General features: G+C 69.3%; 11 protein-coding genes and 1 pseudogene. 8 read left to right on the top strand and 4 right to left on the bottom strand.

Annotated features, from left to right (window positions below):
* Window positions 1-35: 35 nt before the first annotated feature.
* Genes EER30_RS17760 through EER30_RS47935 form a run of 3 tightly spaced genes read left to right on the top strand, consistent with a single transcriptional unit; the run spans window position 36 to window position 3516 of the window.
* Window positions 36-1706: an AMP-binding protein gene (locus EER30_RS17760; RefSeq protein ID WP_127501603.1), complete on the top strand. Its 1671-nt coding sequence runs from the start codon at window positions 36-38 to the stop codon at window positions 1704-1706.
* Window positions 1707-1715: 9 nt separating this feature from the next.
* On the top strand, window positions 1716-3299 hold the full coding sequence (locus tag EER30_RS17755) for an ArnT family glycosyltransferase (protein WP_127501602.1): 1584 nt from the start codon (window positions 1716-1718) through the stop codon (window positions 3297-3299).
* A 52-nt stretch (window positions 3300-3351) separates the two neighbouring features.
* Window positions 3352-3516 (top strand): hypothetical protein, encoded by a 165-nt coding sequence (locus tag EER30_RS47935; protein WP_205650277.1) that lies wholly within the window; start codon window positions 3352-3354, stop codon window positions 3514-3516.
* Here the strand turns inward: EER30_RS47935 and EER30_RS17745 are convergent.
* Window positions 3513-5102, bottom strand: coding sequence for an AMP-binding protein (locus tag EER30_RS17745; RefSeq protein WP_127501601.1), 1590 nt, complete (start codon window positions 5100-5102; stop codon window positions 3513-3515). The two genes, EER30_RS47935 and EER30_RS17745, sit on opposite strands and share 4 nt — an antisense overlap.
* A gap of 46 nt (window positions 5103-5148) precedes the next feature.
* Here EER30_RS17745 and EER30_RS17740 point away from each other — a divergent pair, with 46 nt between their 5' ends.
* The 3 genes from EER30_RS17740 (at window position 5149) to EER30_RS17730 (ending at window position 8481) form a co-directional block, all read left to right on the top strand.
* Complete coding sequence (locus EER30_RS17740; protein WP_127501600.1) at window positions 5149-6165, top strand: zinc-dependent alcohol dehydrogenase; 1017 nt, start codon at window positions 5149-5151, stop codon at window positions 6163-6165.
* Between the two features lie 15 nt (window positions 6166-6180).
* A complete protein-coding gene (locus EER30_RS17735) occupies window positions 6181-7821 on the top strand; it encodes a GMC oxidoreductase (RefSeq protein WP_127501599.1) in 1641 nt (546 codons plus the stop codon).
* Between the two features lie 156 nt (window positions 7822-7977).
* Window positions 7978-8481, top strand: a complete 504-nt coding sequence (locus tag EER30_RS17730; RefSeq protein ID WP_127501598.1) for a pyridoxamine 5'-phosphate oxidase family protein — start codon at window positions 7978-7980, stop codon at window positions 8479-8481.
* Window positions 8482-8657: 176 nt separating this feature from the next.
* Here the strand turns inward: EER30_RS17730 and EER30_RS17725 are convergent, their stop codons facing one another.
* Window positions 8658-9776 (bottom strand): glycoside hydrolase family 12 protein, encoded by a 1119-nt coding sequence (locus EER30_RS17725; RefSeq protein ID WP_127501597.1) that lies wholly within the window; start codon window positions 9774-9776, stop codon window positions 8658-8660.
* A 279-nt stretch (window positions 9777-10055) separates the two neighbouring features.
* Here EER30_RS17725 and EER30_RS17720 point away from each other — a divergent pair, with 279 nt between their 5' ends.
* Entirely contained in the window at window positions 10056-10400 is a 345-nt protein-coding gene (locus EER30_RS17720; protein WP_127501596.1) for a histone-like nucleoid-structuring protein Lsr2, read from the top strand.
* Window positions 10401-10466: 66 nt separating this feature from the next.
* The gene (locus EER30_RS17715; RefSeq protein WP_127501595.1) at window positions 10467-11207 is read left to right on the top strand and encodes an SDR family NAD(P)-dependent oxidoreductase; all 741 of its coding nucleotides are present in this window, start codon (window positions 10467-10469) and stop codon (window positions 11205-11207) included.
* A gap of 22 nt (window positions 11208-11229) precedes the next feature.
* On the opposite strand, the gene EER30_RS17710 is transcribed toward EER30_RS17715, so the two are convergent.
* Complete coding sequence (locus tag EER30_RS17710) at window positions 11230-12213, bottom strand: calcium-binding protein (RefSeq protein WP_127501594.1); 984 nt, start codon at window positions 12211-12213, stop codon at window positions 11230-11232.
* 107 nt (window positions 12214-12320) lie between these two features.
* Window positions 12321-12440: pseudogene (locus EER30_RS49700) on the bottom strand (IS630 family transposase); the annotation flags it as partial.

Below are 12440 nucleotides of genomic sequence, written 5' to 3'. Positions count from 1 at the left end.
CGAGCGGACACTAGAGTCGGCGTGAGGAGGCGCAGATGAGCACAGCGGCATTCCGGACGGCACGTGACTTCCTGCTGGAGCACGGCGACGACTACGACGCGGCCGTCCAGGGGTTCGCCTGGCCCGAGCTCGGCGAGTTCAACTGGGCCCTCGACTGGTTCGACGTGATCGCCGAGGGCAACGACGCGCCCGCCCTCTGGATCGTCGAGGAGAACGGCGATGAGCAGCGGTTCTCATTCGCCGAGATGAAGCAGCGGTCCGACCGGGTGGCCGGGTGGCTGCGCGCGCGGGGTGTGGGCCGGGGCGACCGGGTCGTCGTCATGCTGGGCAACCAGGCCGAGCTGTGGGACACGATCCTCGCCGTCATGAAGCTGGGCGCCGTGCTGATCCCGGCGACGCCGCTGCTGGGCGCGGCCGACTCCGCCGAGCGGGTGGCGCGCGGCGGCGCCCAGCACGTGATCGCCGCTTCGACGGCCGCCGGCAAGTTCGAGCGGGTGCCGGCCGAGGTCACGCGCATCGCGGTGGGCGAGCCGGTCGACGGGTGGCTCGACTTCCGCGCGGCATATCAAGAGGCCGGCGATTTCGCTCCTGACGGCGTCACCCGGGCCGGCGACACCCTGCTGCTCTACTTCACCTCGGGCACGACCGCGCGGCCCAAGCTGGTCGAGCACACCCACGCGTCGTACCCGGTGGGGCATCTCTCGACCATGTATTGGATCGGTCTGAGGCCCGGGGACGTGCACCTCAACATCTCGTCGCCGGGCTGGGCCAAGCACGCGTGGAGCAACGTCTTCGCGCCGTGGAACGCGCAGGCCTGCGTCTTCATCCACAACTACAGCCGGTTCGACCCGGCCCGGCTGCTGGCTGAGATGCAGCGCTGCGAAGTGACCAGCTTCTGCGCGCCGCCGACGGTGTGGCGCATGCTGATCCAGAGCGACCTGTCCGCCCTGGCGACGCCGCCGCGCCTGGTGGTGGGGGCCGGCGAGCCGCTGAATCCCGAGGTCATCGACCGGGTCAACAAAGCATGGGGCGTGACGATCCGCGACGGGTTCGGCCAGACCGAGACGACCGTGCAGATCGCCAACACGCCCGGTCAGCCGGTCAAACCGGGGTCGATGGGGCGGCCCGTGCCGGGCTATCGCATCGCGCTGATCGACCCGGGCACCGGCGAGGAGGCCGACGAGGGCGAGATCTGCGTGGCGCTCGACCCGCGGCCGCTGGGGCTGATGGTCAGCTACCACGGCGACGACGAGCTGACGGCCGAGCGCATGGCCGATGGCTACTACCACACCGGCGACGTGGCTTCCCGCGACAAAGACGGCTACATCACGTACGTGGGTCGCACCGACGACGTGTTCAAGGCGTCGGACTATCGCATCTCCCCGTTCGAGCTGGAGAGCGTGCTGATCGAGCACGAGGCGGTGGTCGAGGCCGCGGTCGTCCCCTCCCCCGACGAGCTTCGCCTGGCCGTGCCCAAGGCCTACGTCGTGCTGGCCGAGGGCTGGGCCGCCGACGCCACGACCGCCGAGGCCCTCTTCGCGTACGCCCGTGAGCACATGCCGCCGTACGCCAGGATCCGCCGCCTCGAGTTCGCCGAGCTCCCCAAGACCATCTCCGGCAAGATCCGCCGCGTCGAGCTGCGCGCGGCCGAGCTCGAGAAGCACGCAAACGTGTCCGAAACGCCACCGGGTGAGTTCTCCGGATAGATTGGCGCGATGCTCCGACGGCGCCTGCTCTTCCCCCTCGCCGTGGTGCTGTTGCTGACGCAGATGGCGTTCGCGATGGTCACCACCGCCGTGCAGCAGTCGCCGACGATCGACGAGCCGGTCTACGTGGCGACGGCCGAGGTCTACGTCCAGCAGCACAGCCTGGTCTACAACCCCGAGCATCCGCCGCTGGCCAAGCTGGTCATGGCGGCCGGGCTGGCCTTCACCGACGCGAGACTCGACGCGCCGCAGCGGGTCGACCAGACGTTCCTGGGGCGTCATCTGCTCTACGAGAGCGGCAACAACCCGTTCGACCTGATGCTGGCCGCCCGGCTGCCGATCATCCTGCTCACGCTGCTGTTCGGGCTGGTCGTGCTGTTCTTCGCGCGCGACATAGCGGGCCCCTGGGCGGGTCTGGTCGCCCTGGCCCTGTACGCCTTCTCACCTGACCTGATCGCGCACGGCTCGCTGGCCACCCTCGACGTCCCCGCGGCCGGGTTCATCCTGGTCACGTTCTGGATGCTGTGGCGCGCCCGGGGAAGGCCACGGCTCTATCTTCCGCTGGCCGGTCTGGCGCTGGGCGCCGCGCTGGCGACCCGCATGAACATGCTGGCCGCCGTACCCCTGACTCTGCTCCTGGCCCTCTGGGTGCCCGCCCCCGGTGACCGTTGGCGCCGGTGGCTCGTACGTGTGCTCGGGGCCATCGGGGTGGGGGTGATCGCGGTTGCCGTGGTCTGGATCGTGTATCTCGCCGTCGACCCGCGGCTGCGCTGGACCACCCCGGCGACCCTGCCGCACCCGGGCGGCCTGCGCGGGCTCGCCGTCGACCTGCTGCCGTTCCCGCCGGCCTACAAGGACGGCGTGCTGATCCAGTTCGAGTTCGAGTCGCGTACGTTCAACGGTTTCCTGCTCGGCGAGGCCTACCGCGGCGCGAAGTGGTATTACCTGCCGATCGCGTTGCTGATCAAGACGCCGCTCGGGATGCTGCTGCTCTGGCTGGCCGGCACGATCACGGTGCTGGTCAAGAAGTGGGTCGCCGCGCTCTACCTGCTCGCCCCGGCCGGCCTGCTGACCCTGGTGGCGATGACCGGCTCACGCGACTACGGCACCCGCTACGTGATCTTCGTACCGATGTTCCTCGCGATCGTCGCGGGCACGGTCGTGCTGGTCCGGTGGCGCTGGGCCTGGATCCCGACCGCGGCGCTGGTCGCCTTCGTCGGCGTGAGCTCGCTGCTGACCTTCCCCTACTACCTGCCCTATTCGAACGAGGCGTTCGGGGGCACCTCGAACACCCACAACAACCTGCACGACTCGAACGTCGACTGGGGTCAGGACCTGCCCCGGCTCGCCGCCCACCTGCGCACGAAATATCCGGGCGAGCCGATCTGGCTGGTCTACAAGGGTTCGGGCGTGCCCGGCTACTACGGCATCCGGGGCCGCAACCCGCTGACCGTGCCGGCCGACCAGGTGCGCGGCCTGCTCGTGGTCTCCGATTCGCGGGTCGCCCTGGCCCGCAACGGCCTCAAGGCCCTGCTCGACACCAGCACCCCGATCGACCAGGTCGGCTACTCGATCACCATCTACCGCCGCTGAGGCGTCGATCACCACGCTGAATTCCCGGCGGGGCGCCACGTCGAGCAGGGATATGTTGACCACCCCTTTCACCGCCCAGTCCACCCCGGCCGAAATCCTCGAGGGGTCGACCTCACCGGCCGGCGGTCCCGATGTGATGGCCGGCGTGGCCGAGTGGTCGGTCGACCCGGTCCTCGCCGACCGGCTCTGGACGCTGGCCGAAAGCGCGATCCGTTAGAGACCGAGAATTCCGACGGCTTTCTCGCGCATCTCGACCTTGCGGACCTTGCCGGTGACCGTCATCGGGAAACCATCGACGACGTGCACATAGCGCGGCACCTTGAAGTGGCTGAGCTTGCCGGCGCAGAACGCGCGGACGTCGTCGGCGGTCAGCGTGGTCGCCTCGGGCCGCAGGACGACCCAGGCCATCAGCTCCTCGCCGTACTTCGGGTCGGGGACGCCGATGACCTGCACGTCGGCGATGTCGGGGTGGGTGTAGAGGAACTCCTCGACCTCGCGCGGGTAGACGTTCTCGCCGCCGCGGATCACCAGGTCCTTGATCCGGCCGACGATGTTCACGTACCCCTCTTCGTCCATCGTGGCCAGATCGCCGGTGTGCATCCAGCGGGCCGCGTCGATCGCCTCGGCCGTCGCCTGCGGCTGGTCCCAGTAGCCGAGCATGACCGAGTAGCCGCGGGTGCACAGCTCCCCCGGCTCGCCGTGCGGCACGGGACGGCCGCTGTCGGGGTCGATCACCTTGGATTCCAGGTGGGGCATGACCCGGCCGACGGTCTCGGTGCGTCGGGCCAGGTTGTCGTCGGGGCGGGTCATCGTCGACACCGGCGAGGTCTCGGTCATGCCGTAGCAGATCGCGACCTCGTTCATGTTCATCTCGGCGACCACGCGCTTCATCACCTCGACCGGGCACGGCGAGCCGGCCATGATGCCGGTGCGCAGGCTCGACAGGTCGTAGCTCTCGAAGTCGGGCAGGCCCAGCTCGGCGATGAACATGGTCGGGACGCCGTAGAGCGACGTGACCCGTTCGGCGCCGACGGCGGCAAGGGTGGCGGCCGGGTCGAAGCCGGGGGCGGGCAGCACGACGCAGGCGCCGTGCGAGGTGGCCGCGAGGTTGCCCATCACCATGCCGAAGCAGTGGTAGAGCGGGACGGGCAGGCACACCCGGTCGTGCTCCGTGTAGTTGATCAGCTCCCCGACGAAGTAGCCGTTGTTGAGGATGTTGTGGTGCGAGAGGGTCGCGCCCTTGGGAAAGCCAGTGGTGCCCGACGTGTACTGGATGTTGATCGGGTCATCGAACGCCAGCGCCTCCGCCCGCCCACTGATGCCCGATTTGTCGCCTTCGACGAAGAGAGCCTGGAAGCTGGGCTCGCCGATGTAGACGGTCGCGCCGAACCCGATCTCGTCGATCATGGCCCGGTAGTCGCTGGTCTTGAACGAGACGGCGCTGACCAGCAGGCTCAGCCCCGACTGCTCGACCACGTACTTCAACTCGTGCGTCCGATACGCCGGATTGACGTTGACCATGATCGCCCCGATCTTCGCCGTCGCGTACTGCGTGATCACCCATTCGGCGCAGTTCGGCGCCCAGATGCCGACCCGGTCGCCCTTCTCGATGCCCCGGGCCAGGAGCCCGCGCGCGAGCCGGTCGACGTCGGCGTCGAACTCGGCATAGGTCCAGCGACGCCCGGCCGCCACGTCGACCAGAGCTTCCCGGCCGCCGAAGCGCGCCACCGTGCGCTCCAGGTTGGCACCGATCGTCTCTCCGAGCAGCGGCAGTTCCGAGACACCCGAGGCATAGGACACCATCACCGCAGCATGACCCTTTCGGGCGTACGCGGTCTAGGGTCTGCGCATGCGTCGAGTGATCGTTTCTGAGGACGGGGTCGCGGTGGTCTCGGCGGAGGTGCCGCGGCCGGGGCCGGGTGAGGTGCTGGTGCGCACGGCGGTGGCCGGGGGCTGCGGGTCGGACACGCACGCGCTGGCCGGGCTGCATCCGTTCATCGAGCTGCCGTACGCGCCGGGGCACGAGGTGTGCGGCACGGTAGAGGCGATCGGGGCGGCGGTGACCGCGGTCGTGGTGGGGCAGCGGGTCACGCTCGAGCCGTTCCTGCCGTGCTGGGAGTGCAAGCAGTGCCTGGCCGGGCGGCAGAACATCTGCGAACGGCTGCGGTTCTTCGGGTGCGCGCACGACCAGGGCGGCATGGCCGATCTGTTCACGATCGATCAGCGTCGGCTGCACGTGATCCCGGACGAGCTCGACTGGCGGGCCGCGGCGTTCATCGAACCGCTGGGGACTCCGGTGCACGCCGTCGGGCTGGCCGACGGCGTACGGGACAAAGCCGTGGCGATTCTCGGGGCGGGCACGATCGGGATTCTGACGTTGCAGGTCGCGCGGGCCTTCGGAGCGCGGCAGGTGGTGATGACCGCGCGGTCGGCGGCGTCGCGGGAACGGGCGCTCAGCTTCGGGGCGGACGCCGCGATCGATGCCACCGACGCCGACGCGGTCGCTCTCGTTCGCGCCGCGCTCGGGGAAAGCGCCGACGTTGTGTTCGACTGCGTGGCTTCGCAGTCGACGACCGACCAGGCACTCGGGATGGCGACCAAGGGCGGCACGGTCGTGGTGATCGGGGTGCCGCCGGCCGACGTGACGATCTCGCTGCCGCTGATCCAGGACGCCCAGCTGCGCATTCAGGGCAGCGCCACCTATCTGCCGGACGACTTCACGACCGCGATGGAGTTGCTCGTCTCGGGCCGGGTCGACGTCTCGGCCATGGTCACCGCCTCGCACGATCTCGACGACGCGGCCCAGGCATTCGCGGACGCGGCGTCGGGACGGCACCTGAAAACCCTTTTGGTTACCGGAGGGTAATGCGAGAGTGAGGCCGTGGCGGACTACGACGTCGTAATCGTGGGCAGTGGCTTCGGCGGCAGCGTGAGCGCGCTGCGCCTGGCCGAGAAGGGCTACCGGGTCGGCGTGCTCGAGGCGGGCCGGCGCTTCACCCCGGCCACGCTGCCGAAGACGTCGTGGGACCTGCGCAACTTCCTCTGGGCGCCCCGCCTCGGGCTGCGCGGCATGCAGCGGATCACGCTGCTCAAGGACATCGTCGTGCTGTCGGCAGCCGGGGTCGGGGGCGGTTCGCTGGTCTACGCGAACACGCTCTACCGGCCGCCGGCCACGTTCTTCGCCGACCGGCACTGGGCCGGGATCACCGACTGGGCCGACGAGCTGTCGCCCTACTACGACCAGGCGTCGCGCATGCTGGGCGTCACCGAGCAGCCGACCATGACACCCTCCGACGTCGTGATCCGTGAGGTCGCCGAGGAGATGGGGGTGGGGGCGACCTTCCGGCGTACGCCCGTAGGGGTGTTCTTCGGCGCGCCGGGCCAGACGGTGCCCGACCCGTACTTCGGGGGCGCCGGGCCACCGCGCACGGGCTGCACGGAGTGCGGCAACTGCATGATCGGCTGCAAGGTGGGGGCCAAGAACCGGCTCGACGTGAACTATCTGTATCTGGCCGAGCGCGCGGGAGCGGTGGTGCATCCCTCCACAACGGTGTTGTCGCTGCGGCCGTCGGATCAGGGCTGGACCGTCGAGACGTCTCGGGGATCGTTCACCGCACGCGACGTCATTCTGGCCGCCGGGGCGCTCGGGACGCAGTCGCTGCTGCACAAGATGCGCGACACCGCAGTGCTGCCACGGTTGTCGTCGCGGCTCGGGGCGCTGACCCGCACAAACTCGGAGGCGCTGCTGGGGGCGCAGGCCGGCTCGGTGCCGGCCGAGCCGTTCTCGAAGGGGGTGGCGATCACGTCGTCGTTCCACCCGGACCCGACGACCCACATCGAACCGGTGCGCTACGGACCGGGCAGCAACGCGATGGGGCTGCTGTCGACGCTGCTCGTGGACGGCGGCGGGCGGATCCCCCGGCCCCTGCGATTCCTGGGGCAGGCGCTGCGGCACCCGTACGTGCTGCTCCGCTCTCTGTCGGTGCGGCGGTGGAGCGAACGCTCGATCATCGCGCTCGTCATGCAGACGGCCGACAACTCGCTCACCGTGCGCCGCACCCGCCGCGGACGGCTGACGACCGGACCCGGGCACGGCGCGCCCAATCCGACGTGGATCCCGGTCGGGCACGACGCGGTGCGGCGCATCGCCACACGGATCGGCGGCCACCCGGGCGGCACGGTCGGCGACATCTTCGACATTCCGATGACCGCGCACATTCTCGGCGGCGCGACCATCGGCGCCTCCCCGGACACCGGCGTGATCGACGCCTATCACCGCGTTTTCGGATACGAGGGTCTGCACGTCATCGACGGCTCGGCCGTTCCCGCCAACCTCGGCGTGAACCCCTCCCTGACGATCACGGCCCTGGCCGAACGCGCGGTCGCCCTCTGGCCCAACAAGGGCGAACCCGACCCGCGCCCCAGCCCGTCGTCGGGCTACGCGCGGTTGTCCCCGATCGCCCCGGTGTCCCCGGCTGTTCCCGCCGCCGCGCCCGGCGCCCTTCGCCTGCCCACTCATTGATCCTCCTCCCATCGAGCAGCTTCCGGCGCCCACTTTCGCACGGGATCCGGCCAGGCGTCGGCGTTGTCCACAGGCCCTGGCGGGGTCCGCCGGCGTTGTCCACAGGACGCGGTCGTCTCGCTTGCCGACGGCGTTTTTCCTCGTACTCTGGCCGGCATGACGGATCCCGATCAGCCGCACGAGAGCCTCGCCGCGCATGCCCGGGAGCTCCTCGACACCAACCGCTACCTGACCCTCGGCACGGTCACCCGCCACGGACGGCCGTGGACCACACCGGTCTACTTCTCGTGGTCGCCGCCGTGGGAGTTCTACTGGCTCTCGGCCGCCGACGCCGACCACTCCCGCAACCTGACGGCCCGCCCCGACGTGAGCCTCACAGTCTTCGACTCCACCGTTCCCGCCTATCACGGCCAGGCGGTGTACGGGGTGGGTGAAGCTCGCGAGGTCTCGGCCGGCTCGCTCGACGAGATCCTGCCCCGCTATCCCGGGCCGCCCTCGCGCGGTGGCCGCATGATCGACCGCGAAGACGTCACTGGTGAGTCCCCGTGGCGCCTCTACCAGGCGGTCGCGTCCGAGCTGTGGGTGTTGTGCCCCGGCAAGCCCGGCCACAGCTGCGATCTGCACGGCATCACCCGAGACCACCGAGCCCGAATCCTCTGACCGCACTCCTACTGTCCCCGCGAACCGGCCCCGCGAACCGGCCCCGGCGAACCGGCCCCGCGATCTCGCCGTGCGATCCGAAACAGGTTGCCGGGTGGATTCTTTCGGCGCGCGGAATGGGACGAGCCGCCCCGGCGTCGGAGAATCGGCGACAGGGCGGCTCGGGTTCGGGGCCGTTATACGGCGCAGCGAGCGCCGTTCAGGGTGAAAACGGACGGTGATGCGGTTGATCCGGTGTGGTTGGCTTGGAAACCGAACGACGTGCTGCCGCCGGGCGGAATCGTGCCGTTCCACGTGATGTTGCGGGCGGTCACGGCGCCGCTTGATCCGGTCAATGCGGCGTTCCACGAACTGGTGATCGACTGGCCGGAGGGCAGGGTGAAGGCGAGCTGCCATCCGTTCACGGGTGTCGATCCGGTATTCGCCACTGTCACATTGGCGGTGAAGCCGGTATTCCAGGTGTTGGTGGCGTAGGTGACGCGGCACGACGCCGTGCCGCCCGGCGGCGGAGTCGTGGGATTACTCGGAGTGCCGCCGTTACCGTTGACCTGCGCCGAGAAATCAGTCACGGCCAAGCCGGCGCCGCCGATCCACGGCTCGAATCCCGCCTGAATGCTTGTCAAATACCAACCGCTGGTGATGGCGCCGCGATTTTGCACGTCCCGGATGAAGTCGAGGACGCTGAAGCTCCAACTCGTGATCGCCGAGGGGGCCACGTAGGACACGACGGCGTTCGCGCCGTTGCTGCCCTGCCACACCTGCCACGTACGCCCGCCGATCGTGGCATTCCCCACCACCGAGCCGATCGGCTGGATCGAGCCCTGGCGGTTGAACCAGATCATGATCTCCTGCTGGCTGACCCCGTCGGTTTTCGGTGCTGGGTCGAGCCAGATGTCGTACGAGGCGTTGTAGGTCGCCCCCGAGACGTACTGGTAGTTGATGCTGCTGGTCGCGTTCGCGATGTCGCTGACCCGGATCGGCAGGTTGGTGCCGGGCGAGCAGCGGCTGTAGTGACAGCCGAGGTAGACGGCCGGGTAGGACACCGGAGGGCCGCTGGTGCTGCCGACGCCTTGCTGGCTGGTGATGGCGAACCCGGTGCTGGTCACGTTGATGCACTGCTGGGCCGAGGTGCCCCAGCGGTTGTTCATCACGACGTAGCGGCCGCCGATCGTGGCCGTGCCGTACTGCTCGCAGATCTCGGCGTCGGCGGCGGCCGGACCGGCGGTGACGAGGGCGGCCAGGGCGGCGGTGGCCAGCAGCCCGGCGGCGAGTCCGGCGTGGAGGAGACGTCTCATCTTCAGCTCCAGGAGTGGGGGATCCCGTGGGGACAGGCAGTTTGGGAGCGCTCCCAGAACACGTTACAGGACATTCACGAACATGAAAAGAGTCGCTCGGCTACCGAGAGGTAGCCCGCCGGAACGGCCCACCTGACCGGTGTTAGACGGGCAGAATTGCGACATGCGGAAGGGGGCAATTTGCACTGAGACTTATCGCGAGACAGAATGAAACCGGTATCGACATTCACGGCGCATAGTCGTGGTTCAAATGACTTCGTTACAGGAGCGGGGCACACCATGGCCAAGCAGGTAATAACCCTTCTGACCGACGACATCGACGGCGGAGAGGCCGACCGCACCGTCGAGTTCGGACTGGACGGTGTGAACTACACGATCGACCTGTCCGAGAAGAACGCCGGAAAGTTGCGTAAGGCGCTCGACCCCTTCCTGAATGCCGCGACCCGCGTCGGCCGCACCGCGGTGGCCTCGCCCACCCGGCGCTCCGCCCCGGCGAGCACCGGCCGCGCGAGCCGCGACCAGAACCAGGCGATTCGCGAGTGGGCCAACAAGAACGGCTACGAGGTCTCCGAGCGCGGTCGCATCCCGAGCCACATCGTGGAGGCGTACCACAGCAAGCGATAGATTGATCCGCAGGAATGACGGCGCCGCCGGGCCCGGGGGCGCCGTTTTCTCGGATCGGAGTGAGTCATGCCGGTGGTAATCGTGACGGGCGCGTCGAGCGGAATCGGCCGTGTCACGGCGGAACGGCTCGCTCGCAACGGGGTCACGGTCGTGCTGGCCGCTCGGCGCGCTGAGAAACTCGAGGCGATCGCGGCCGAATTGCCGGGTGCGGTCGCGGTGCCGACCGACGTTCGTGACCCGGCCGCCATCGAGGCGCTGGTGTCGCGAGCGGTCGCCTTGACCGGCCGCCTCGACGGGCTGGTGAACAACGCCGGAGTCGGCGGAGTGGCCTCGGTCCTGGCCGACGACGACGCGATCGAGGGCATGATCCAGGTGAATCTGCTGGCCCCGATCCGTCTGATGCGTGCCGTGGTGCCGGTGATGCGGGCCCAGAATTCGGGCGCGATCGTCAATGTCGGCTCGATCGCCGGCGAGGTCGGCATCAGCGGCGTCTATTCGGCGACGAAATTCGCCCTGCGGGGCATGACCGATTCCGTACGCCGTGAGCTCGCCGGCACGGGAATCGGTGTCACCCTCGTCGAGCCCGGCTACATCGCCGGTGACGCCAACCCGAATCGTCCGGGACTGCCCGGCCCCGAGATCGTCGCGGCCGCCGTCGAGAAAGCGCTGCGCCGGCCCCGTCGCCGTGTGATGGTCCCCGCGAAATACCGCTTCGCCGTGCTGGCCGCCAACGCTTTCCCCGCGCTGGCCGACCGCATGTACGCCGGAAAGGCCGCCGGCAAGACCTCTGTGAAGGGGAGGCTCTGACCGGCGGCCCGATGCGAGCGCCTCAGGAGACGCGGCGGATCTCGCAGCTCGTCAGCTTGCTCTTCTTGCCGGCCACGCAGATGTCGCCCCGCCCGGCGCTGCTGCCGCCGTTGAGGTTGTCCCGCGCGGCCGGGTTGACGTAGCGACTGCCTTCGAGCTCACCGTCGAGGTGGTCGTTACCGGCCCCGCCGAGCAGCGTGTCGTTGCCCGACTGTCCGACCAGGATGTCGTGGCCCGCGCCGCCCGAGATGTAGTCGTTGCCCCCGCCACCGTAGATCCGGTTGTGCGTCGAGTTGCCGATCAGCCGGTCGTTCTGGCCGCTGCCCTCGATGTTCTCGACGTCGGCGCCGACGGTGTCGCCCTCGCCGCGCGCGCCGTCGTCACCTCGGGAGCCGTCCAGGTCCACCGAGACGGCGTAGAGGCTGATGCCGTAGTAGACGGTGTCACTCCCTTGGCCACCGCGCATCACGTCAGAGCCGTACCCGCCGTCGAGAGTGTCGTTGCCCGAGCCTCCGTCGAGGACGTCGTTGCCGTACCCGCCGCTGAGCATGTCGTTGCCGCCACCGCCGTTGACCGTGTCGTTGCCGACGCCGCCGAGCAGGCCGTCCCGGCCAGGGCCTCCGGTGAGCCGGTCGTTGCCCGAGCCGCCGTCGACCGCCGCCCGTGCGGACGTCTTGTTGAGGAGCCGGTCGTTCTTGTCCCCCAGGTCCACGCTGATGTAGCCGAGAGCGACGTTCGTGGTGCACCGCACCTTGGTGCTGTCGCCGCGGACGGCGACACAGCCGACGCCCGCCTTGATCGCGACCCGGTCGTCGATCGTCACCGTGCGACCCGAACGGGTGAGGACGATGTCGTTGACCGCGCCGCGGGCGGCGGTGAAGAAGACGCCGTCACGGCTGATCCGCGCCTGCCCGGCTGCGGTGGCGGCCTGGGCCGGGGCCGGCAGCAGGGCCGCCCAGGCGACGACGACCGTGGCGACCGCGACCGACTTGATGCTGAACTTCATGATGTTCCCCCGATGCCCCGGCTGCTTCTACATCAGGTGTGATGCCGCCTCGCCCGGGCCGGTTCGCGGGTTCAGGTCACGAACAGATCACGGATGCCGCCGCCCTTCTAAGCGCCTGGCCAGAAGTTTTGTCCGTAACCCGGCGGCAGCCAGGGTGAGGTCCAGGGCGCGGCGGTGGTCAGGTTCTGGCTGTCGGTGCGGTGCTGGAAGAAGGCATGGGCTTGGCG

Origin of the sequence: Actinoplanes solisilvae, assembly GCF_003999975.1 — a bacterium.
Taxonomy (GTDB): domain Bacteria; phylum Actinomycetota; class Actinomycetes; order Mycobacteriales; family Micromonosporaceae; genus Actinoplanes; species Actinoplanes solisilvae.
The sequence above is the reverse complement of the archived record's forward strand: the minus strand, read 5'-3'. Positions and strand labels throughout refer to the sequence as shown.

Bases quoted from the DNA above. Each gene is read 5' to 3' on its own strand.
- EER30_RS17760 (WP_127501603.1), top strand. From the start codon at position 36: ATGAGCACAGCGGCATTCCGGACGGCACGTGACTTCCTGCTGGAGCAC.
- EER30_RS17740 (WP_127501600.1), top strand. From the start codon at position 5,149: ATGCGTCGAGTGATCGTTTCTGAGGACGGGGTCGCGGTGGTCTCGGCG.
- EER30_RS17745 (WP_127501601.1), bottom strand. From the start codon at position 5,102: ATGGTGTCCTATGCCTCGGGTGTCTCGGAACTGCCGCTGCTCGGAGAG.
- EER30_RS17715 (WP_127501595.1), top strand. From the start codon at position 10,467: ATGCCGGTGGTAATCGTGACGGGCGCGTCGAGCGGAATCGGCCGTGTC.
- EER30_RS17755 (WP_127501602.1), top strand. From the start codon at position 1,716: ATGCTCCGACGGCGCCTGCTCTTCCCCCTCGCCGTGGTGCTGTTGCTG.
- EER30_RS17725 (WP_127501597.1), bottom strand. From the start codon at position 9,776: ATGAGACGTCTCCTCCACGCCGGACTCGCCGCCGGGCTGCTGGCCACC.
- EER30_RS17730 (WP_127501598.1), top strand. From the start codon at position 7,978: ATGACGGATCCCGATCAGCCGCACGAGAGCCTCGCCGCGCATGCCCGG.
- EER30_RS47935 (WP_205650277.1), top strand. From the start codon at position 3,352: ATGTTGACCACCCCTTTCACCGCCCAGTCCACCCCGGCCGAAATCCTC.
- EER30_RS17720 (WP_127501596.1), top strand. From the start codon at position 10,056: ATGGCCAAGCAGGTAATAACCCTTCTGACCGACGACATCGACGGCGGA.
- EER30_RS17710 (WP_127501594.1), bottom strand. From the start codon at position 12,213: ATGAAGTTCAGCATCAAGTCGGTCGCGGTCGCCACGGTCGTCGTCGCC.